The sequence below is a fragment of the Jiangella alba genome (assembly GCF_900106035.1).
Taxonomy (GTDB): domain Bacteria; phylum Actinomycetota; class Actinomycetes; order Jiangellales; family Jiangellaceae; genus Jiangella; species Jiangella alba.
Window position 1 is genome coordinate 2,933,478 of sequence record NZ_FNUC01000004.1, and the last position, 22,453, is coordinate 2,955,930.

The 22,453-nt window shown below is 73.3% G+C and carries 16 protein-coding genes; 13 read left to right on the plus strand and 3 right to left on the minus strand.

From position 1 onward, the window contains the following. Positions 1-88: 88 nt before the first annotated feature. Genes BLV02_RS31560 through BLV02_RS31575 form a run of 4 tightly spaced genes read left to right on the plus strand, consistent with a single transcriptional unit; the run spans position 89 to position 7,763 of the window. Complete coding sequence (locus BLV02_RS31560) at positions 89-4,762, plus strand: FtsK/SpoIIIE domain-containing protein (RefSeq protein ID WP_069112116.1); 4,674 nt, start codon at positions 89-91, stop codon at positions 4,760-4,762. 22 nt (positions 4,763-4,784) lie between these two features. Continuing rightward, positions 4,785-5,072 (plus strand): hypothetical protein, encoded by a 288-nt coding sequence (locus tag BLV02_RS31565; protein WP_069112115.1) that lies wholly within the window; start codon positions 4,785-4,787, stop codon positions 5,070-5,072. A 34-nt stretch (positions 5,073-5,106) separates the two neighbouring features. Continuing rightward, positions 5,107-7,164: a hypothetical protein gene (locus BLV02_RS31570; RefSeq protein WP_069112114.1), complete on the plus strand. Its 2,058-nt coding sequence runs from the start codon at positions 5,107-5,109 to the stop codon at positions 7,162-7,164. Further along, entirely contained in the window at positions 7,164-7,763 is a 600-nt protein-coding gene (locus BLV02_RS31575) for a hypothetical protein (RefSeq protein ID WP_069112113.1), read from the plus strand. The genes BLV02_RS31570 and BLV02_RS31575 overlap by 1 nt, the downstream gene beginning before the upstream one ends. Before the next feature lie 55 nt (positions 7,764-7,818). Here the strand turns inward: BLV02_RS31575 and BLV02_RS31580 are convergent, their stop codons facing one another. Both BLV02_RS31580 and BLV02_RS31585 read right to left on the minus strand, forming a co-directional pair. Then, entirely contained in the window at positions 7,819-8,892 is a 1,074-nt protein-coding gene (locus BLV02_RS31580; RefSeq protein ID WP_069112112.1) for a hypothetical protein, read from the minus strand. Beyond that, positions 8,889-9,287 (minus strand): hypothetical protein, encoded by a 399-nt coding sequence (locus BLV02_RS31585; protein ID WP_069112111.1) that lies wholly within the window; start codon positions 9,285-9,287, stop codon positions 8,889-8,891. The genes BLV02_RS31580 and BLV02_RS31585 overlap by 4 nt, the downstream gene beginning before the upstream one ends. Before the next feature lie 115 nt (positions 9,288-9,402). Here BLV02_RS31585 and BLV02_RS31590 point away from each other — a divergent pair, with 115 nt between their 5' ends. Beyond that, the gene (locus BLV02_RS31590; protein WP_069112110.1) at positions 9,403-11,325 is read left to right on the plus strand and encodes a TIGR03960 family B12-binding radical SAM protein; all 1,923 of its coding nucleotides are present in this window, start codon (positions 9,403-9,405) and stop codon (positions 11,323-11,325) included. 66 nt (positions 11,326-11,391) lie between these two features. After that, positions 11,392-12,216, plus strand: a complete 825-nt coding sequence (locus BLV02_RS31595) for a PhzF family phenazine biosynthesis protein (protein ID WP_069112109.1) — start codon at positions 11,392-11,394, stop codon at positions 12,214-12,216. A gap of 6 nt (positions 12,217-12,222) precedes the next feature. Here BLV02_RS31595 and BLV02_RS31600 read toward each other — a convergent pair whose 3' ends face one another. Then, positions 12,223-13,602 (minus strand): FAD-binding oxidoreductase, encoded by a 1,380-nt coding sequence (locus BLV02_RS31600; protein ID WP_069112108.1) that lies wholly within the window; start codon positions 13,600-13,602, stop codon positions 12,223-12,225. 116 nt (positions 13,603-13,718) lie between these two features. Here BLV02_RS31600 and BLV02_RS31605 point away from each other — a divergent pair, with 116 nt between their 5' ends. The 7 genes from BLV02_RS31605 to BLV02_RS31635 all read left to right on the plus strand — a co-directional run bounded on the left by BLV02_RS31605 (position 13,719) and on the right by BLV02_RS31635 (position 22,251). Beyond that, on the plus strand, positions 13,719-14,444 hold the full coding sequence (locus BLV02_RS31605) for a TIGR03936 family radical SAM-associated protein (RefSeq protein WP_216094279.1): 726 nt from the start codon (positions 13,719-13,721) through the stop codon (positions 14,442-14,444). A gap of 468 nt (positions 14,445-14,912) precedes the next feature. Then, a complete protein-coding gene (locus BLV02_RS31610; protein WP_069112106.1) occupies positions 14,913-18,335 on the plus strand; it encodes an Rne/Rng family ribonuclease in 3,423 nt (1,140 codons plus the stop codon). Positions 18,336-18,459: 124 nt separating this feature from the next. After that, positions 18,460-18,774, plus strand: a complete 315-nt coding sequence (gene rplU / locus BLV02_RS31615) for a 50S ribosomal protein L21 (protein ID WP_069112105.1) — start codon at positions 18,460-18,462, stop codon at positions 18,772-18,774. Positions 18,775-18,788: 14 nt separating this feature from the next. Beyond that, the gene (rpmA, locus tag BLV02_RS31620) at positions 18,789-19,049 is read left to right on the plus strand and encodes a 50S ribosomal protein L27 (protein WP_069112104.1); all 261 of its coding nucleotides are present in this window, start codon (positions 18,789-18,791) and stop codon (positions 19,047-19,049) included. Positions 19,050-19,145: 96 nt separating this feature from the next. Further along, positions 19,146-20,489, plus strand: coding sequence for a GTPase ObgE (gene obgE, locus BLV02_RS31625; RefSeq protein ID WP_069112315.1), 1,344 nt, complete (start codon positions 19,146-19,148; stop codon positions 20,487-20,489). Then, on the plus strand, positions 20,486-21,628 hold the full coding sequence (gene proB, locus BLV02_RS31630; RefSeq protein ID WP_069112103.1) for a glutamate 5-kinase: 1,143 nt from the start codon (positions 20,486-20,488) through the stop codon (positions 21,626-21,628). The genes obgE and proB overlap by 4 nt, the downstream gene beginning before the upstream one ends. Beyond that, positions 21,628-22,251 carry an alpha/beta fold hydrolase gene (locus BLV02_RS31635; RefSeq protein ID WP_069112102.1) on the plus strand — a complete coding sequence of 208 codons (624 nt, stop codon included), beginning with the start codon at positions 21,628-21,630 and terminating at the stop codon, positions 22,249-22,251. Before proB ends, BLV02_RS31635 begins: the two co-directional genes overlap by 1 nt. The last annotated feature ends 202 nt before the right edge of the window (positions 22,252-22,453 follow it).

Consider the following 22,453-nt stretch of genomic DNA (forward strand, 5'->3'; position numbering starts at 1 on the left):
CATTCTCACCGAGGATGTGGGCCACCTGCGCAGGTAAACTACGTCGTGAACGGGCCGGCAGGCCCAACGCGGAAACGGGGACGGGAACGTGCGGCTGCTGCTGAGCGCCACCGCATCGGGCGATGGCGACGTCGTCGACCTCGCCGTCGACTGCGAGGACGATGCCACTGTCGCTGACATCGCCCGGCAGCTCGCTGCCCGCGTCCGCCCGGCCGCCGAGCCGCAGATCGTCCACACCGCCGGCCGCCACCTCGGCGTCGTCGGCGAGAGCGTCCTCGACGACGCCATGACCGAGGGCGCCCTCCCGCCCACCCTCTACCTCGCCGGCGTCCCGCTCGAGCCCGCCGTCAAGGTGGCCGAGTCGGCGCTGCGCAACGGCGCCCTGGTCGGCGTCGGCCGGCCGCTGCCGGACGTGTTCGGCGAACGCACCGGCGTCGTCCAGGTGCGCACCGTGTCCGGGCCGGGCTCCGGCCGCGTCGACTACCTCTCGCCCGGCAGCCACGAGATCGGCAGCCGGGCCGGTTCCGCCGTCCACCTCTACGGCGAGGACACCCCGCCCGTGGCCGCCCGGCTCGACGTCACCGTCGACGGCACGGTCACGCTGACGCCCGACCCGTCGCTGGTCGGTGTCCTGGTGCCGCCGCCGGCGCGGGACCGTCCGCTGGAAGGCCCCATCGTGGTGCCGAAGGACGAGGACGAGCCCACCGGCCGCAAGCGCAAGCGCAGGCGGAAGAAGCGGTTCAAGAAGCGCATGGAGGAGCTGGCCCGGCTCAAGCACCCCAACCTCACCGTCGACCCCGAGGCCGACCGCCCGTTCCTGCACCTCGACCGCGTGGCCGTCGACGAGCCCGTGCCGTGGCCGCCCGGCGGCGCGCTGGTGGTCGGCGACGTCGTGCTGGAGCTGGCGCTGCCGGTCGATCCCGACGCGTCGCTGTCGCCCAGCCCGGGCGGCATGACGCTCGACTACAACCGCCCGCCGCGGCTGCTGCCGCCGCCCCGGCAGACGGAGTTCCGGCTGCCGCACGAGCCGCGCAAGCCCGACAAGGAGCCCATGCCGTGGGCCATCGCGATGGCCCCGATGCTCATGGGCGGCGCGATGTTCTACTTCACCCGGTCGCCGTTCAGCCTGATGATCATGGTCATCACGCCGATCATGATGATCTCGCGCTACCGCAGCACGAAGAACCAGCAGCAGAACCGCTACCACGACGACATGAAGAACTACGTCGAGCGCATGCGGCGCATCGAGAACCAGGCCTACGAGGGTCTGGTGACCGAGCGGTCCGCGCGCCGGCGCGACTTTCCCGACCCCGCGGCGCTGCTGCTGTTCGCCACCGGCCCGCGCGCGCAGCTGTGGGAGCGCCGGCGCACCGACCCCGACTTCATGCACGTGCGGGTCGGCACCGCCGACGTCCCCAGCGAGGTGTCGATGACCGACCCCGCGCGCGAGGAGCACGAGCGGGTGCTGCACTGGACGGCGCCCGACGTCCCGGTCGGCGTGCCGCTCGAGCAGGTCGGCGTCACCGGCGTGGCCGGCCGCGACGACGTCCGCCGCCAGGTGGCCGGCTGGATGGCCGCGCAGGTCGCCACGCTGCACAGCCCGGCCGACGTCGACATCGTCGTGCTCTCCGACGCCGACGGCGGACCGGCCTGGAACTGGATGCGCTGGCTGCCGCACGTGCGCCGGGACGAGGACTCCGACGTCATCGCCGGCATCGGCGCCGACGAGGAGACCACCAACCGCCGCGTCGCCGAGCTGATGTCGATCATGGAGCGGCGCAAGGCCGCGCTGAACGACCGCAGCGGCGGCATGCTGGCCTCCCGCGACATCACCTTCCCGCCGCTGCTGGTGGTGCTCGACGGCGCACGCCGCATCCGGCTGCTGCCCGGCCTCATCACGCTGCTGCGCGACGGCCCCCGCGTCGGCATCGACTTCCTCTGCATCGACGCCGACGAGCGGCTGCTGCCCGAGGAGTGCAAGGTCGTCGTGGCCATCGCGCCCGACGGCATCGCCACCGTGCGCCGCACCGGCCACCCGACGGTCGAGGGCATCCGCCTCGACGTCGTGTCCGAGGCGTGGTGCGAGCGGCTCGGCCGGGCGCTCGCGCCGGTCAAGGACGTCAGCTCCGAGGACCTCTCGTCGTCGCTGCCGTCGTCGAGCCGCCTGCTCGACGTCCTCAAGCTCGACCCGCCCACGCCCGAGGCGATCGAGGGCTGGTGGACCAGCGTCGGGCGCACCACCAAGGCGGTCATCGGCGAGGGCATGGACGGCCCGTTCGCCGTCGACGTCAGGTCCGACGGCCCGCACGGCCTGGTGGCCGGCACCACCGGCTCCGGCAAGTCCGAGCTGCTGCAGACGCTCATCGCCTCCCTCGCCGTCGCCAACCGGCCGGACGAGATGACGTTCGTGCTGGTCGACTACAAGGGCGGCGCGGCGTTCAAGGACTGCAACAACCTCGCGCACACCGTCGGCATGGTCACCGACCTCGACGGCCACCTCACCACCCGCGCGCTGGACAGCCTGGCGGCCGAGCTGCACCGCCGCGAGCACCAGCTGGCGCACGCGGGGAAGAAGGACATCGAGGACTACCTCGCCGGCAAAGAGCCCGACGACCAGCCGATGCCGCGGCTGATGATCATCATCGACGAGTTCGCCGCGCTGGTCACCGAGCTGCCCGACTTCGTCAAGGGCCTGGTCGACATCGCCCGCCGGGGCCGGTCGCTCGGTGTGCACCTGCTGCTGGCCACCCAGCGCCCGGCCGGTGTCGTCAGCGCCGAGATCAAGTCCAACACCAACCTGCGCATCGCGCTGCGGGTCACCGACGGCAACGACAGCCAGGACGTCATCGAGGCGAAGGACGCGGCCGAGATCTCCAAGTCCACGCCCGGCCGCGCCTACGCCCGGCTGGGCGCGTCGTCGCTGGTGCCGTTCCAGTCGTCCCGGGTCGGCGGCCGGCCGCACCAGCCCGGCGCCGCGGTGTCGGTCGACCTCCGGGCGCTGCACTGGGACGAGCTCGGCCGGACGCCACAGAAGATCGACGGCGGCGACAAGGAGGAGGACGTCTCCGTCCCGACCGACCTCGAGAGCCTGGTCACCGCCATCAACGCGGCGTCCGCGAACACCGGCATCAGCGCGCCGCCGCCGCCGTGGCTGCCGCCGCTCGGCGACGTCGTCACGCTCGACGAGGTCCTGGCCGACCCCGCGTCCGTCATCGAGCGCGGCCGCGAGATCCGCATCCCGTTCGGCATCGTCGACGTCCCCCGCGAGCAGAGCCGCACGGTCGCGTTCTACGAGCTGTCCGCCGGCGGCCACTTCGGCATCATCGGCGCGCCGCGCAGCGGCCGGTCCACGGTGCTGCGGGCCATCGCCGGGCTGGTCGGCCGCGAGGTCTCGCCGCGCGACGTCCACCTCTACGGCATCGACTGCGGCAACAACGCGCTGCTGCCGATGGTCGGGCTGCCGCACACCGGCGCCGTCGTCAGCCGCGACCAGCCCGAGCGGCTGTCCGCCCTGTCCGCACGCATCCGCGCCGAGATCGGCCGGCGCCAGCAGCTGCTGGCCGAGCAGGGCTACTCCGACCTCAGCGAGCAGCGCGCCGCCGCGGCACCGGCCGACCGCCTGCCGTACCTGCTGGTGCTGTTCGACCGCTGGGAGGGGTTCGTCCAGTCGTTCGAGAGCTTCGACAGCGGCCGGCTCATCGACCAGTGGCTGCAGATCCTGCAGGAGGGCTCCGGCGTCGGCATCAAGGTGGTCGTGACGGCTGACCGCACCGCGCTGGTCGGCCGGGTGTCCGCGCTGGTCGAGGACAAGATGATGCTGCGCATGAACGACGCCAGCGACTTCGGCAACATCGGCATGCACCCGAAGAAGGTGCCCGAGCACATGCCGTCCGGGCGCGGCTTCCGGGCCGAGGGCCTGCGCGAGACCCAGGTCGCGCTGCTCACCGACGACGTCGAGGGCACCGCGCAGGTGGCGGCGCTGCAGCAGCTCGCTCGCGAGGCCAAGGAGCGCCACGCCGACGTGCCGCGCCGTCAGCTGCCGTTCCGGGTCGACCAGCTGCCGTCGCGCATCAGCTACGCCGACGCGCTCGAGCTGGCCGAGCGGCCGCTGGCGCCCACCGAGCTGCCGCTCGCGGTCGGCGGCGACACCCTGACCCTGCGCTCGCTCGACGCCATCGACCACGGCCCCGGCATCCTCGTGCTCGGCCCGCGCCGCTCCGGCCGCAGCACCGCGCTGCTGACGATGGCGCGGTCGATGCTGGAGCGCGACTGGAAGGTCCTGATCATCACGCCGCGGCGCAGCCCGCTGCGCGACCTCGAGGGCCGGCCCGGCGTCGAGGCCGTCGTCGACCTCGAGCTCGACAAGGACGAGGGCACCCGGCTGTGGGAGTCCATGGTCCCCGAGAAGGGCGGCCGGCCCACCGCCGTCGTCGTCGACGACCTCGAGCTGATGGGCGTCGACGGCTGGATGGTCGACCTCCTCACCAAGCACCTGCCGAAACTGCGCGACACCGGCAGCGTCATCGTCGCCGCCGGCACCACCGACGACCTCGGCAGCAGCTACCGCGGCCCGGCCGCGGTGCTGAAGAAGTCGCGGTCCGGCGTGCTGCTGTCGCCGGGCGCGACGGCCGACGGCGACCATTTCGGCATCAAGCTTCCCCGGTCGATGACCGGCGGCATGCCGCCCGGCCGCGGCCTGTTCTCGGCGGCGGGGCAGTGGCAGCTGGTGCAGGTCCCGGAGACGAAGCTGGAACAGCCATGACACAGAAGACAGGACGACTACCGTGAGCGAAGACGTCGACAACCAGTACAAACTGGCGCTGGGGGAAGAGCTCCCCACCATCCGTGGCGATGCGATGATCTGCGGCTTCCCGTTCTACGAGGCGGAGAACGCGCTCGAGAAGGAGGCGTGGAAGAGCGGTGTCGCGGACACCTTCTCCACGGCGCTGACCGGACACCACAGCACGGCCGGCGAGGCCGGCGAGAGCGCGGGCACGGCGCTGGAGAACAGGCACGACAACGAGCCGGACAAGGTGCCGGCCGACGACGACCGCGCCCGCTGGGCGGGCTGAATCCCCGCTACATGCACCCTCTGGAGAATGACCCGTGGCCAAGTCGCAGATCATCGTCGAAGAGTTTCGTAACGTCGTCACCGGCATCGAGAACGGCAAGGAGCGCCTGAGCGACGCCAAGCTCGGCCTCACCAACGCCCTGAGCAAGTACGAGATCGACCACGAGCTCGGCAGCCAGGTCCAGAACGCCATCGACTGGGCCGACACCGAGATCCCGGGCCTGCGCCGGCGGCTGTCGTTGGCCGAGTCGCTCGAGAACTCCAATCCCGAATGGCCGGCCGGCACGGTCGAGATCGACGAGAGCAAGATCTCGCAGGTCTCGCCCGAGGAGGCCAAGCAGAACGGTGAGGAGGCGGCCCAGGCGCTGCTCGACTCCCCGGGCGAGATCACTCCCGAGCTCGCCGCGGAGATCGAGGCGAACATGAACGACCCGTACTTCGCGGCCGGGTTCGCCAACAGCGCCAGTCCTGAGCAGCTCGCCGCCGCTCTCAGCACCATCGACGCCTTCGTCGAGGGCACCTACCTGCCGCAGGACCTCCGCGACCGCATGGTCACGGCCATCGGCACGACCATGGGCACCGCCACCCGCAACACCGGCGACCTCGCCATGCCGCAGGACTACGCCGACCAGTGGTCCGAGGCCATCACGGCCAAGTCGCAGATGGAGGGCGGCGACGCGCCGCAGAACCAGGCCCAGTACCTCGCGTTGCTCATGTCGCAGGGCGTCTACTCCCGGCCGTTCCTCAACGAGGTCGGCGACGACCTCTACGAGTACGAGGCCGAAGGCGAGAACGGCGCGGTCTGGGGACCGAAGAGCGCGAACATGAACGAGGTCATGGACACCAACGGCCAGCCGGTCGTCGACGTCATGGCGACGTTCATGGTGTCGCTCTCGAACAACCCGCTGGCCGCCCAGGACTTCTTCACCCAGGGCGGGACGGAGGAGATGGAGATCAACGGGCAGAAGGTCGACGTCAACTCCCGGCTGCAGTACCTGACTCAGGAGCGCCACTGGGACTCCTTCGCCGACCCCACCAACGGCGGCAACCTCGGTCTCGCTCTGGAAGCGGCGACGACGACGTACCGCGACGCCGAGGAGACCGGCGCCGACTCCGCCGTCATCGCCTCGCAGACCATCGCGCTGCTCGGCGAGGAGACCCGCACCAACGACGGCTGGAAGATGTACCACGGGATGCGCGGCAGCATCGCGAACATCCTGGGCGCCTACGGTCCCGACGTCATGCGCATCGCGATGAACGGCGACCGCGACACCAACTTCAGCGAGTGGGTCACGGACCCCGAGACGCAGCACTACGGTGACAACGCGCCGTACGGCGCCGCCTTCGACCCCGCCCTCGTGACGGAGTTGCTCAACACCTACGGCGAGGACGGCAACGAGGATCACCTCAACACCGTCCTGACCGGCATCGCGGCCGCCAGCCAGATGCGCTTCGGCGACGCGCTGCAGGACGCGCTCGGCGACCAGACGCCGCCGCCGTCGCCCGTGGCGATGCTGCAGGGCAACGAGGTGCCCGAGCTCAACGGCGCCATCCAGGAGTCCGCCACCGCGGTGGGCTGGGTCCTCAACGCCGCCTACAACGGCGCACTGAGCGAGGAGGAGGCCGAGGCGAAGGCCGCCGAGATCCGCTCGCAGATCTTCGGGGCGGTCACCTCCCTCCCCGGCGTCGGACCCGCCACCGAGGGCTGGAAGTTCGTCTACGACCAGGCCACGTCGCTCATGGGCGACCAGATCGGCAAGACCGACGCCACCGCGTCGGGCGACTTCGGGACGCTGTCGGCGACCGAACGCGAGAACCTCGAGCAGATGGTCCTCAACCAGATGCTGGCCAACGGCTACTTCGACGAGCAGTACATCACCGAGGCCAACGGCGGTCCCGACGGCACCCGGTACGCCGGCCCGCCGCCGGAGGCGCTCGTTCCCGACAGCGACCCGCCACAGTTCGACTTCGACAGCGACGCCTACCAGGAGTGGAAGCGGGAGAAGCCGCCGCTCAGCCAGTTCCTCGAATCGAACCTCTTCGGACCCTACGAGCGGGCGCTCGAGGACGGCTTCCCCCTCGGAGGCGGCTGATGACCGGCCGATCCCTGACCCGGGCCGCCTGCGCGGCCGTCCTCGTCCTCGCCCTGGCCGCCTGCAGCGACAGCGACAACGGAGAAGAGACCCCGATGAACCCCTTGTCCACCACGGCACCGTCCGGCGACCTGCTGTCGGACTTCGTGCCCCGCGAGAGCGTCGTCCTGGCGCTCGGAACCGACGACGTCGAAGCGCCGGGCGGCAGCGTCCAGCACGGCTCCGAGGGCACGCTCATCAGCGCCGGCTCGGAGGTCTACGTCGACGGCGACCCCGTGCTGTCGGTCACCGTCGAGCAGGCCATGGGGATCCTGCGCAGCGGCTTCGAGGACCGCCTGGCCAGCGACCAGTACACGCAGCTGCCCGACGACGTCGGCCTCGGCTTCACCTGGTCCGAGGACCAGAAGGTCGGTGACGAGTCGGTGCCGGCCGGGCACGCCTGGCTCGCGCACGGCATCTACGTCGTGCGGGTGTCGGTGGCCGGGCTGGCGGAGGGCCGCGATCACGAGGCCGACGCGGTGGCCCTGGCGCAGCAGGTCGTCCAGACCCTGGAGCTGCCCGACGCGTGGACGCTGAACGATCCGCCGCTGACCCGCTGACGCACCGGCCGTTCGTCCGTCCGGGTGGCCGGTGCGGCCACCCGGACGACCGGCGTCAGGCGGGGCGCAGCTGCTCGGCGGCGGCCGCCACGGCGGGGTCGTCGCTGTCGCGCAGCGCGGCCCACTGCTCCTCGTACCCGGCCGGCGGGGCGAGCTCGCCGGTGCCGCGCCCGGCCGTCGCCACGGTGGCGGCGGTGAGCTGCGTCAGCTCGTCGTCACCGGCGGCGACGACGGCGTGCACCAGCGTCTCCGGATCGGTGGAGCGCACCAGCTCGCTGGCGTAGTACGGGTCGTGCCGGTTGGCCTGGAGGTCGGCGACCAGTTCGCGCGTGCTGTCGTGGTCGCCGGGGATGCCGAAGCGGTGCGCGGCGCCGCGGGCGGCCTGGTAGGACACCTCGATCGGCTTCGTGCTGACCTGCGTCTCGTCGCCGACGTACGGGCGCGGGACCACCGGGCGGCCGCTGTCGGGCTGGGTGCTGACGTCGTCGCCGAGGAGGTCCTGCGCCATCGCCAGCCGCCGGCGCAGGCCCGGCAGCACCTCCTGGATCCATTCGGCCACCTGGTCGAACCGCGTGGTGTCGGACGTCTCGAGGTGGACGCCGGACAGGATGGTGCGCATCTCGTCCTGCAGCGCCACGATCTGGTCGCCGGCCCGTTCCATGGCCGCGACCAGCCGGGTCATCGCCTCGACGTCGATGGAGACGGTGGTGTTCGGCGTCTCCGTGTCGATGGGCTTCTCCACCACCGGCTTCTCCAGCACCGGGTCGCCGGGCTTGGTGGGGTGGTCGGTGTCGCCGAAGTCGTCGGGGTCGGGGGCGTCGCCGTCGTCGTCGCTGTCGGCGTGGAGCGGGTCGTCGGTGGTGTCCTCGGCCGCGGGGTCGTCGGTGGTGTCGTCGGTGGTGTCCTCGGCCGGCGGGTCCTCGGCGACATCCTCGGAACCGCCGCCGCCTCCACCGCCGCCGTCGTAGCCACCGCCCCCACCGCCGCCGTCGTACCCGCCGCCGTAGGACGAGGAGTCGGTCTCCGGCGGGACGTACTCCTTCTCGAGGTAGCCGCCGGCCAGCTTGTCGGAGTCGGCGCCGCCGAGCTTGCCGGGGTCGGGCGCCAGGCTGTCGCTCGCCTTCGTCACTGCGGCCGCACCTCCAGCAGGTCGTCGTCGCCGCGGCTGTCGAGCGCGGTCTGGATGGTCTCGACGCAGGCCGCGGCGACGGATCCGGCCAGCCGGGCGTGCACGGTGAGCTCGTTGGAGAACTCGTCGGCGAGCCGGCTCACCCAGGCGCCGTCCTCCATGGCCCGCTGGGCCGGCGCGAGCAGCGACTCGCAGTCGTCGGCCACCAGCTGGGCGCGCTGCAGTGCCATCTCGAGCTCTTCGCGGCTGCTCGTGCCGGTGTCGGGCAGCGGAACGACGGGCGGCCGGGCGATGATGTCGGGCGTGGTGCCGTCGTCGGGCTGGATCGCCACCGGCCGCGTCTCGTACGGCAACGGCTCGAAGCCGTTCGGGACCGCGTGGGCGGGGTCGGTCATACCTGCTGCCTCTCGTCGCAGACGTCTGGCTGTCCGGTCGTGCCCGAGACCCGGTCCTTTCGTGGTGGTTACCATACCCGTGACCGCCGAGAGCCCACCCGTGAGTAGGACGTCCATGCCCGTCGAGTCCCTGTTCGACCAGCTCGAGCCGCTGCTGGCGAGGGTGTCCAAGCCCATCCAGTACGTCGGGGGCGAGCTCGGGGCCACGGTGAAGGACTGGGACGCCGCCGAGGTGCGGTGGGCGCTCATGTACCCCGACGCCTACGAGGTGGGGCTGCCCAACCAGGGCGTGCAGATTCTGTACGAGCTGCTCAACGAGCAGCACGGCGTGCTGGCCGAGCGCACGTACGCGGTCTGGCCCGACCTCGAGAAGCTGCTGCGCGAGCACGGCATCGGCCAGTTCACCGTCGACGCGCACCGGCCGGTCGGCGCGTTCGACCTGCTCGGCGTCTCGTTCGCCACCGAACTGGGCTACACCAACCTGCTGACGGCGCTCGACCTCGCCGGCATCCCGCTGCTGTCCGCCGACCGCGGCGACGACCACCCCGTCGTGCTCGCCGGCGGCCACGCGGCGTTCAACCCCGAGCCGGTCGCCGACTTCCTCGACGCCGCCGTGCTGGGCGACGGCGAGGAGATCGTGCTCGCCGTCACCGAGGTGGTGCGCGAGTGGAAGGCCGAGGGCAGCCCCGGCGGCCGCGACGAGCTGCTGCTGCGGCTCGCGGCCGGCGGCGGCGTGTACGTGCCGAGGTTCTACGACGTCACGTACGGCGACGACGGCGCCATCGCGGCGGTCGTGCCCAACCGGCCCGGCGTCCCCGCCACCGTCCGCAAGCACACCGTCATGGACCTCGACCAGTGGCCGTACCCCCGCAAGCCGCTGGTGCCGCTGGCCGAGACCGTCCACGAGCGGTACAGCGTCGAGATCTTCCGCGGCTGCACCCGCGGCTGCCGCTTCTGCCAGGCCGGCATGATCACCCGGCCGGTGCGCGAGCGGTCCATCGAGACCGTCGGCGCCATGGTCGCCGAAGGGGTCAGGAACTCCGGCTTCACCGAGGTCGGTCTGCTGTCGCTGTCCAGCGCCGACCACTCCGAGATCGGCGCCATCGCGAAGGGCCTGGCCGACCAGTACGAGGGCACCAACACCTCGCTCTCGCTGCCGTCCACCCGCGTCGACGCCTTCAACGTCACCCTCGCCGACGAGCTGTCCCGCAACGGCCGCCGGTCCGGGCTGACGTTCGCGCCGGAGGGCGGCACCGAGCGCATGCGCCGCGTCATCAACAAGATGGTCAGCGAGGACGACCTCATCCGCACCGTCAGCACGGCCTACGGCAGCGGCTGGCGGCAGGTGAAGCTGTACTTCATGTGCGGGCTGCCGACCGAGACCGACGACGACGTCCTGGCCATCGCCGACCTCGCCAAGCGGGTCATCGAGGCCGGGCGGAAGGCGTCCGGGCGCGGCGACATCCGCTGCACGGTGTCCATCGGCGGATTCGTGCCCAAGCCGCACACCCCGTTCCAGTGGGCCGCCCAGGCCGATCACGAGGTCGTCGACGCCCGGCTGCGCCAGCTGCGCGAGAAGGTGAAGTCCGACCGCCGGTACGGCAAGGCCATCGGCCTGCGCTACCACGAGGGCAAGCCCAGCATGGTCGAGGGCCTGCTCTCCCGCGGCGACCGCCGGGTCGGCCGCGTCATCAAGGCCGTCTGGGACGACGGCGGCCGCTTCGACGGCTGGGGCGAGCACTTCTCCTACGACCGCTGGATGGCGTGCGCCGAGGCGGCGCTGGCCGACGAGCCCGTCGACCTCGCCTGGTACACCACCCGCGAGCGCGACCGCGACGAAGTGCTGCCCTGGGACCACCTCGACAGCGGCCTCGACCGCGACTGGCTGTGGGACGACTGGCAGGACGCCGTCGACGGGATCGAACTGGACGACTGCCGCTGGACCCCCTGCTTCGACTGCGGCGTCTGCCCGTCCATGGGCACCGAGATCCAGACCGGCCCGACGGGACGCACCCTGCTCCCGCTGACCCCGGTCTGAGCCGGTCATTACGGACCTGTGGGATCGCAGGTGAACGGTACGGCCGTGAACTCGTAGGCTGGGCCCGTGCGGATCCTCGTCGTCGACGCGTTCACCGATCGCCCCTTCGGCGGCAACCCGGCCGGGGTGTGCCTGCTGGACCGCCCGGTCCCCGACGACTGGATGCAGTCCGTCGCGGCCGAGCTGAAGCACTCCGAGACCGCCTTCATCGAGCCGGTCGAGGGCGACGAGGCGGCGCGGGCCACGCCGGCGGTCGACTACCGGCTGCGCTGGTTCACCCCGGAGGTCGAGGTCGACCTGTGCGGCCACGCCACGCTGGCGACGTCGCACGTGTTGTTCGAGCGCGGCGAGTCCGGCCCGATCCGGTTCAGCACCCGCAGCGGCGTACTCACCGTCACCCGCGACCGGTCCGGCGCGGTCGGCATGGACTTCCCGGCGCTGCCGGCCGAGGAGGCGCCGGCGCCCGGCGGCCTGGCCGCGGCGCTCGGCGTCACCCCGGTGTGGACCGGCCGGAGCCGGTTCGACGTGCTCGCGGTCGTCGAGTCCGAGACGGTGGTGCGCGAGTTGGCACCTGACGTCGTCGCGCTGGAGGCGGTCGAGGCGCGCGGGATCATCGTCACCGCCCGCGCCGACGACGCCTCGCCGTACGACTTCGTGTCCCGGTTCTTCGCACCGGCGGTGGGCGTCGCCGAGGACCCGGTGACGGGGTCGGCGCACTGCGTGCTCGGGCCGTACTGGGCGAGCGAGCTGGGCACGCCCGACGGCACCGAGCTGACCGGCGCGCAGCTGTCCGCCCGCGGCGGCATCGTCGGCGTGACGATGCACGGCGACCGGCTCCAGCTGTCCGGCCGGGCCCGCACCGTCCTCGAGGGCGAGCTGCGCGGCGTCTGAACGGGGTCAGGCCGGCACGACGTTGTGGTTGCGCCGGAACAGGTTCGTGGGGTCGTAGCGGGCCTTGACGGCGGCCAGCCGGGCGTAGCCGACGGCGCCGTAGCCGGCGACGACGCGGTGCTCGCCCTCGTCGCCGATGAAGTTGAGGTAGACGGCGCCGGTGCGCCACGGCCGGACGGCGGCGCAGACGTCGTGCGCCCACTGCCGGCCGCGGGCGTCGTCGGCCGGGTCGGTCCAGAGCCCGAACGGGTGCACCACCCAGCCGGCCTGCCGCCAGGGGACCGGATAGTCGGCCGGGCCGCGGGCGACCGCGCCGCCCATGCGGAACAGCACGTGCTGCGACGCCGACGGCACGATCAGCCCGGCCGCCTGCTCGCAGAACGCGTCGACGGCCTCGTCGGGCAGGGTGTCCAGGTGCTCGGCGGACCAGTAGTTGCGCTGGCCGGGCGGGTCGTCCAGGGCAGACTGCAGCTCGTCGTACGGCAGCTCGGCCACCATCTCGCCCGCCGGGGCGGCGTCGAAGAGCGGCGCCGCCAGCTCGCGCAGCGATCGCTCGCCACCGGCGTGCACGAGCGCGACGCCCAGCGTCAGCCGCCCCACCAGCTCGGCCGGCACGAAGTCCTCGCCCTCCGGGCCGGTGAGGTAGAGGACGCCGCCGCCGAGCGTGTCGGGGGCGTCGTCCAGCAGGTCGCGGGTGGCCCGGACGATTCGCGGCCCGTCCTCCGGCGGCCACAGCAGCAGCGCCAGCGACGACTCCGGCAGCGGGTGCAGCCGCAGCGTCAGCGACGTCACGACGCCGAAGTTGCCGCCGCCCCCGTGCAGCGCCCAGAACAGGTCGGGATGGCTGTTCGGCGCGGCCCGGACGATCTCGCCGTCCGCCGTGACGACCTCCGCCTCGAGGAGGTTGTCGCAGGCCAGCCCGAACAACCGGTCCAGCCAGCCGGTGCCGCCGCCGAGCACGAACCCGCCGACACCGGTCGTCGACACCCGGCCGCCGGTGGTGGCCAGCCAGTGCGGCGCGCAGGCGCGGTCGAGGTCGGCCATGGTGGCGCCGCCGCCGACGGTGGCCGTGCGGGCCACCGGGTCGACGCTGACGGCGTTCATCCGGCGCAGGTCGATCACCAGGCCGCCGTCGGTGAGCGCCAGCCCGGCGACGCTGTGCCCGCCGCCGCGGACGGCCGTCTCCAGACCGTGCTCGCGGGCGAACGCCACCGCCAGCGCGACGTCTGAGCGGTCGGCGCACTGCACGATCAGCCCGGGCCGCCGGTCGATCATCGCGTTGAAGACGGTGCGCGCGTCGTCGTAGCCAGGGTGGTCCGGAGTCAGGAGATCGCCGGCCAGCAGCGACCGCAGGTCGCCCATGACGGCGTCGTCGAGACCGGTCATCGCACTGCCCCCCAAGACAGATGACTGGTGAAATGGAACGTACGCCCGCCGCGCCCACGTGACAATGGGTCCTTCGACCCACGTCACGTCCGCCGAGAGGACCGACCCTGAGCACCGTGCCGCACCAGCAGCTACCCGCCGTCCAGAAGCTCCGCGTCCGCTTCGCCAAGCGTGGCCGGCTGCGTTTCACCAGCCACCGCGACTTCCAGCGGGCGTTCGAGCGGGCGCTGCGCCGGGCCGACGTGCCGATGGCGTGGTCGCAGGGGTTCACGCCGCACCCGCGGGTGTCCTACGCCGGCGCCGCGCCCACGGGCGCCGCCAGCGAGGCCGAGTACCTGGAGCTGGCCGTCACCCGGGTCTGCGATCCCGGCCAGGTGCGGGCCGCGCTGGACGCCGCGCTGCCGCCGGGCCTCGACGTCGTCCAGGTGGTCGAGGCCGGGCCCGGCGCGCTGGCCGACCGGCTGCAGGCGTCGAGCTGGGCCATCGAGCTGCCCGGCGCCGTGCCCGAGCAGGCGGCGGCCGCGGTGACGGAGTTCCTGGCGGCCGCGTCGGTGCCGGTCGAGCGGCTGACGAAGAACGGCGTACGCAAGCTGGACCCCCGTGCCGCCGTCCTGCGGCTCAGCGCCGACACCGCCGCCGACCCCGTCACGTTGCGCACCGTCGTACGCCACCAGTCGCCGACGGTGCGGCCCGACGAGGTGCTGGCCGGGCTGCGCCTCGTCGCCGGGTTCACCCCGCCGCAGCCGCCGCGCGCCGTCCGCCTGGCCCAGGGGGAGTGGGACGACGACACCGGCGAGCTGGCCGATCCGCTCGCCGACGCGCCCGAGCGGCACGACACGTGACATGACCCGACGTGATCTACGGCACACCGTAAGGCGATGCGGCTGAGCTGCGGCGATGTCGAGGCTCCGGGCACGGGCGGCGCGGGCTCGGGTGGCCGCCATCGCGGTTTCCGGGCGGACATGTGCGATACTCGGAACTGGTCGGGCGGTACACGCCGCTCGGTCCGACGATGTCCTCGCCGACGTCCCGTGTGGTCGACCATGGTCGCCGCGGAGTCGCTCGGCACGCTGGGTCCGCCAAGCGGCCCAGCCGCGAGGCGCCCCGACCAGGGTGCGCCGCCGCGGCGGGCGCTGAGCAGGGCCTGACGACGCACAGGTCCGGTGGACGTCGCCGATCACAGGCTTTCCACCTGTAGCGGCCGTGGCTCGGACGCTCCAGGTGGCCCGATGCAGTGCCCCGGCAATTGGGCAGCAGCGCGCCGAGCGAGGCGCGGCGCCCCGGCTGCCGGGCCGACAGGAGTGCACCACATGACGGAAGAGACCCCCGGCTCGTCCGGAGATTCCAGCTCGACAGCGCCGGTCCAGGCCGACGCCACCGCTGAGCAGGCACAGCCGCGCCGCCGCCGTGCGGCCAGCCGCGCCGCCGGCCCGCCGGTCGGCGAGCCCACGCTGCACGACGCCGGTGCGCCGGCCACCAGCGACGACGCCCCGGCCGCACCGGCACGCAAGACGGCCAAGAAGGCCGCCGCCAAGAAGACGGCCGCGAAGAAGACCGCCAAGAAGGCCCCGGCGAAGAAGGCGGCGAGCCGCAAGGCCGCGGCCGCCGCCGACCTCCTCGCGGTCGACGACCCTGCCGCCGACCAGGCCGTTCCGGCCGCCGAGCCGGTGTCCGCGTCCGCGCCGGCCGCCGAGGCCGGTGCGCCGGCCGCGGTGTCCGCCGCGTCCGCCGTCGAGGCTGGGCCGGCTGCCGAGGCGCCGGCCGCCGATGCGGCGCCCGCGCCGCGCAAGCGGTCCCGGTCGCGCAAGGCCGCCCAGCCCGCGCCCGAGCCGCTGCCGGTCGCCGCCGACGAGGCCGCCGAGGTCACCGGCACCGACGACGCCGGCGCGTCCACCGACCCGAACCCGGCGTTCGCGCCGTCCGGCGCCGAGAGCGCCGCCACCGAGGCCCGCGCCTCCAGCGTCCTCTTCCAGGCCCCCGCGTTCTCCGCGGCGCCGCTGTTCGCCGCGCCCGACCCCGAGGCCGCCGAGCCGGTCCGTGGCCGCCGCCGCGCGAAGCCCGAGCCCGAGCCCGTGGCCGAGGAGACCGAGGAGGAGCCCGAGGTCACGACCGACGCCTCCGACACCTCGGACGCCTCCGGCGACGACGACACCGACTCCGAGTCCGACACCGACTCCGACGACGACGGCACCCGCCGCCGGCGCCGCCGCCGCGGTGGCCGCGGCCGCCGCCGTCGCAACGACGACGGCACCGACGCCTCGGGCGACGACGACTCCGACGACGACCAGGGTCGCGGCCAGTCCGACGACCACGGCGACGACGCCCAGGGCGACTCCGACGACGACAGCGCCGACTCCGACGAGGGCGGCAGCCGCCGTCGTCGCCGGCGCCGCCGCCGTCGCAACGACGACGGCGACGAGCCGCGTGCCGACGACCCGCCGAACACCGTCGTGCGGGTCCGCGAGACCCGCGACCTCGACGACGAGGTCACGTCGGTCAAGGGCTCGACCCGCCTCGAGGCGAAGAAGCAGCGCCGCCGCGAGGGCCGCGAGGCCGGCCGGCGCCGTCCGCCCATCCTGTCCGAGGCCGAGTTCCTGGCCCGCCGCGAGGCCGTCGACCGCGTCATGGCGGTCCGGCAGTCCGGCGACCTCACCCAGATCGCCGTCCTCGAGGACGACGTGCTGGTCGAGCACTACGTCAGCCGCGCCTCGCAGCAGTCGCTCATCGGCAACGTCTACCTCGGCCGGGTGCAGAACGTGCTGCCCGCCATGGAGGCGGCGTTCGTCGACATCGGCCGCGGCCGCAACGCCGTCCTGTACGCCGGCGAGGTCGACTGGAGCGGCCTGGGCAGGAACGACGGCCCGAAGCGCATCGAGGACGTCCTCAAGTCCGGGCAGTCCGTGCTCGTGCAGGTCACGAAGGACCCCATCGGGCACAAGGGCGCCCGGCTCACCAGCCAGGTCAGCCTGCCCGGCCGGTACGTCGTGTACGTCCCCGGCGGGTCGATGAACGGCATCAGCCGCAAGCTGCCCGACACCGAGCGCACCCGGCTGAAGAAGATCCTCAAGCAGGTCGTCCCCGAGGACGCCGGCGTCATCGTCCGCACCGCCGCCGAGGGCGCCTCGGAGGAAGAGCTCACGAACGACGTCGCGCGGCTCAAGGCCGAGTGGGAGGCGCTGCGGAAGAAGTCCTCCGGCAACGCGCCGCAGCTGCTGCACGGTGAGCCCGACCTCGCCATCAAGGTGGTCCGCGACCTCTTCAACGAAGACTTCACCAAGCTGGTCGTCTCCGGGGACCGCGCCTGGGACACCATCGAGGAGTACGTCTCCAGCGTCGCCGGCTCGCTGCGCGACCGCGTCGAGAAGTGGACCTCCAACGACGACGTCTTCGCCGCGTTCCGCATCGACGAGCAGATCGCCAAGGCCATGGACCGCAAGGTCTGGCTGCCCAGCGGCGGCTCGCTGGTCATCGACCGCACCGAGGCCATGACCGTCGTCGACGTCAACACCGGCAAGTTCACCGGCAGCGGCGGCAACCTCGAGGAGACCGTCACCAAGAACAACCTCGAGGCGGCCGAAGAGATCGTGCGCCAGCTGCGGCTGCGCGACATCGGCGGCATCATCGTCGTCGACTTCATCGACATGGTGCTCGAGGCCAACCGCGACCTCGTGCTGCGCCGCCTGGTCGAGTGCCTCGGCCGCGACCGCACCAAGCACCAGGTCGCCGAGGTCACGTCGCTCGGCCTGGTGCAGATGACGCGCAAGCGCATCGGCACCGGCCTGCTCGAGGCGTTCAGCGAGCCGTGCCCGCACTGCAAGGGCCGCGGCCTGCTCGTCCACGCGCACCCGGTCGAGTCCGGCAACGGCGGCTCCTCCGGCGGCCAGGCCGCGTCCTCCGACGAGGGCCGGTCCAGCCGCTCCGAGCGCCGCGGCCGGCGCCGCAAGGCCGAGCAGCCGGCGCCCGCGCAGCAGCCGCAGCCGGTCGAGGCGCTGACGCCGAAGCTCGAGGCGCTGGCCAGCCCCGGCGAGGCGTCTCCGGCCGACCTCATGCCGGTCGGTGCCAACGGCAACGGCGGCAACGGCCACGGTGGGAACGGCCAGCACAGCGACGGCGACCGGGCCGGCGAGTCCGCGCCGGCGGAGTCCGGCCCGGCCGAGTCGGCGCCGGCCGAGTCCGCCGCCACCACCGCGCCCGCCCCGGCCACCCGCCGCCGTCGCCGGGCCGAGCGTGCCGCCGGCAGCAGCACCACGACAGCCAGCAGCACCACGGTCTCCGGCGACAGCACGGCTTCCGGCGACAGCACGGCTTCCGGCGACAGCACGGCTTCCGGCGACAGCACGGCCGCCGGCAGTGAGGCCGGTGGCCGCAAGGCCGCCGGTGACCGCAAGGCCGGCCGTAGCAAGGCCGGCAGCGACAGCAAGGCGGTCGCCGGCGACGACGCTCCCGCGGCGTCCACCGGTGCCTCGTCCACGTCGTCCACCCCGCCGCCACCGCCGCCTCCGCCACCCGCGGAGTCGCTGGTGACCGGCGCGGCGCAGGCCGAGGCGGCCGCGACCGGCCAGTCGCCGGCCGCGTCGTCCACCGACGCCGGAACCCCGTCGTCGGCCTCGTCCTCCACCGATGCCTCGACCACGTCGTCCACCGGCGACACGGCCGAGCAGCAGGCCGAGCCGGCCCGTCCGCGCCGCACCCGGCGCCGGGCGGAGCGTCCGGCCGGCAGTCCCGTCCCCTGAGTTTGACCCGACCCTGACCAATTCCGTACCCTAGGGCGTCGGCGCTCTTCGCGCCCATACCCGCGTGCCCGCTCCCGAGCGTCGGCATGCGCGCCCGAAGCCCGAGTGAGAGAGTGAGTCCGCGGTGTACGCGATCGTCCGCAGCGGCGGTAACCAGAGAAAGGTCTCCGTCGGAGACGTCATCGACGTCGATCGGCTCGACAACGCCGAGGTCGGCGCCACCGTCACGCTGCCGGCGGTCCTGCTCGTCGACGGCGAGACCGTGACCACCGACGCCACGAAGCTGGCCGGTGTGTCGGTCACGGCCGAGATCGTCGGTGCCACCAAGGGCCCGAAGATCCACATCCTCCGGTACAAGAACAAGACCGGGTACCGGCGGCGCCAGGGGCACCGCCAGAAGTACACCCAGGTCAAGGTCACCGGCATCGAGACGAAGTAGGCAGGTACCTCGAGATGGCTCACAAGAAGGGCGCCTCGTCCAGCAAGAACGGGCGCGACTCCAACGCTCAGCGGCTCGGTGTGAAGCGCTTCGGCGGCCAGCTGGTCAACGCCGGCGAGATCATCGTCCGCCAGCGTGGCACCCACTTCCACCCGGGCGACAACGTCGGCCGGGGCAAGGACGACACCCTGTTCGCCACCTCCGCCGGCGCCGTCGAGTTCGGCGTCAAGCGTGGCCGCAAGGTCGTCAACATCGTCGTGCCGGCGGGGGAGTGACCCCCGCTCCACACGAGCAACACACCTGAATCATCAGGGCGGGCCGGTCACTCGACCGGCCCGCCCTTTGTCGTGAGGACGTAGAAGACCATGGCCATTCCGTCGTTCGTGGACCGCGTCGTGCTGCATCTGGCAGCAGGCGACGGCGGGCACGGCTGTGTGTCGGTGCACCGCGAGAAGTTCAAGCCCCTGGGCGGCCCCGACGGCGGCAACGGCGGGCGCGGCGGCGACATCGTCCTCGTCGTCGACCCCAACACCACCACGCTGCTCGAGTACCACCGCTCGCCGCACCGCAAGGCGAAGAGCGGCAGCCAGGGCGAGGGCAGCAACCGCGCCGGCGCCAACGGCCAGGACATCGAGCTGAAGGTCCCCGACGGCACCGTCGTCAGCACCCGCGACGGCGAGGTGCTGGTCGACCTCGTCGGCGCCGGCACCCGCTACGTGGCCGCGCAGGGCGGTAGCGGCGGGCTGGGCAACGCCGCGCTGGCCAGCAAGCGGCGCAGGGCGCCCGGCTTCGCGCTGCTCGGCGAGCCGGGCGAGGCGCGCGACGTCGTGCTCGAGCTGAAGAGCGTCGCCGACATCGGGCTGGTCGGGTTCCCGAGCGCCGGCAAGTCCAGCCTCATCGCCGCCATCTCCGCGGCGCGGCCGAAGATCGCCGACTACCCGTTCACCACCCTGGTGCCGAACCTCGGCGTCGTCGAGGCCGGCGACGTCCGCTACACCGTCGCCGACGTCCCGGGGCTGATCGAGGGCGCCAGCGAGGGCCGCGGCCTGGGCCACGCCTTCCTCCGCCACGTCGAGCGGTGCAAGGCGCTGCTGCACGTCGTCGACCTCGCGACCATGGAGCCCGGCCGCGACCCGCTCACCGACATCGACCTCATCGAGGCCGAGCTGGAGAAGTACGGCGGCCTCGACAAGCGCCCGCGCATGGTGGCGCTGAACAAGATCGACGTGCCCGAGGCGCGCGAGCTGGCCGAGCTGGTCCGCGCCGACATCGAGGAGCGCGGCTGGGAGGTCTTCCCGGTCTCCGCCGCCACTCACGAGGGGCTGCGCGAGCTCACCTACGCCATGGGTTCGCTGGTGGCCGCCGCGCGTGCGGCCGCGCCCGCGGCCGAGCCGACCCGCCTGGTGCTGCGTCCGGCCGCCGTCGACGACTCCGGGTTCACCGTCACCGACGAGGGCGAGCGCTACCGCATCCGCGGCCTGAAGCCCGAGCGCTGGATCCGCCAGACCGACTTCACCAACGACGAGGCGGTCGGCTACCTCGCCGACCGGCTGGCCCGCCTCGGTGTCGAGGACGCGCTCATCGCGGCGGGCGCCCGGGCCGGCGACGAGGTCGTCATCGGCGGCGAGGACGCGGTCGTGTTCGACTGGGAGCCCAGCGTCAGCGCCGGCGGCGAGCACCTCGGCCCCCGCGGGACTGACTCCCGGCTGTCATGACCGGCCAGGTCACCGCCCGCGGGGCCGTCGGGGCCGCGCAGCGCGTGGTCGTGAAGGTCGGGTCGTCGTCGCTCACCACCACGCAGGGCGGCATCGACGACGCCCGGGTCGCCACGGTGGTCGACGCGCTGGCGAAGGCGCGCGCGTCGGGCCGCGAGGTCGTGCTGGTGTCGTCCGGCGCCATCGCGGCCGGGCTGGCGCCGCTGGGGCTGGCCACGCGGCCGCGTGACCTCGCCCGGCAGCAGGCCGCCGCCAGCGTCGGGCAGGGCCTGCTGATGGCCACCTACACGTCCGCGTTCGCCGGTCACGGCCTGCGGGTGGGCCAGGTGCTGCTGACGGTCGACGACGTCACCCGCCGCGCGCACTACCGCAACGCCTACCGGACCCTGCACCAGCTGCTGAAGCTCGGCGTCGTCCCGGTGGTGAACGAGAACGACACCGTCGCCACCCACGAGATCCGCTTCGGCGACAACGACCGGCTGGCCGCGCTGGTGGCGCAGCTGGTCCACGCCGACCTGCTGGTGCTGCTCTCCGACGTCGACGGCCTGTACGACGGCAATCCGCACAAGCCGGGCGCCACGCGGCTCACCGACGTGCACAGCCTGAGCGACCTCGACGGCATCGACGTCGGCTCGGCCGGGCGGTCCGGGCTGGGCAGCGGCGGCATGGTGACGAAGGTCGAGGCGGCCTCCATCGCCACCGGCTCCGGCGTCGACGTCGTGCTGGCGTCGGCGCCCGAGGTGTCCGCGGTGCTGGCCGGCGACGCCGCCGGCACCTGGTTCCACCGCCGGGCCGGACGCCGCGCCACGCGGCTGCTGTGGCTCGAGCACGCCACCGACGGCCGCGGGTCGCTCACGCTCGACGCCGGCGCCGTGCGGGCGCTGGTCGAGCGGGGCGCGTCGCTGCTGCCGGCCGGCATCACCGCCGTCACCGGCACCTTCACGGCCGGCGACCCGGTCGACCTGCTGGACGAGTCCGGCCGCGCGATCGCCCGCGGCGTCGTCAACTACGACGCCGCGGAGCTGCCGGCGCTGCTGGGCCACTCGACCAAGGAGCTGGCCCGCGACCTCGGCCCGGAGTACGAGCGCGAGGTCGTCCACCGCGACGACCTCGTGCTGCTCGGCCGGCCGCGCCGCTGATGGCGACGTTCGCGCTCGTCCACGGTGGCGGCGGGAGCGCGTGGGACTGGCACCTCGTCGCGACGGCGCTGCGTGAGCGCGGGCACGACGCCGTCGCCGTCGACCTGCCCTGCGACGACGCGTCGGCCGGCTGGGCCGACTACCGCGACGTGGTCACCGAGGCGATCGGCGTCCGGCGCGACCCGGTGGTCGTCGGCCACTCGCTGGGTGGGTTCACCGCGCCGCTGGTGCCTGCTCGCCTGCTCGTGCTGGTGGCGGCGATGATCCCGGCGCCGGGCGAGACGTTCGCGGACTGGTGGGCCGCCACCGGTTATCAGGGGACCGGCCTCGACGACGTCTTCTACCACGACGTGCCGCCCGAGCTGGCGGCCGAGGCGCGGCGGCGGGAGCGGGGCGAGGACTCCCGGGCGCTGCGGGAGCCGTGGCCGCTGGCGGCGTGGCCGGACACACCGACCCGGTACCTGCTCTGCCGGGACGACCGGATGTTCCCGGCCCCGTTCGCCCGGCGCCACGCCCGGGAGCGGCTCGGCCTCGAGCCCGACGAGATGGACGGCGGCCACTACGCCGCGCTCAGCCGGCCGGTCGAGCTGGCCGACCGGCTGGCGGCGTTCACCGCTGGATGACTGAGTCCGAATGATCCCTCGGGCGGCCATCTGGCTCGCCCATCAACGGGTGGCTGTGACCGTGCACCCCTGCTGCCGTTCGCCGCTCCGCGCCCGCGCCCCGTCCGCCCGAGTTGATCATGGAAGAGATCGGGTTCCCAGCGCCTCGGAACCCCCCTTTCTCCGCGCTCGACGCGCATCCTGAGGACGTCTCCCCCGTGTC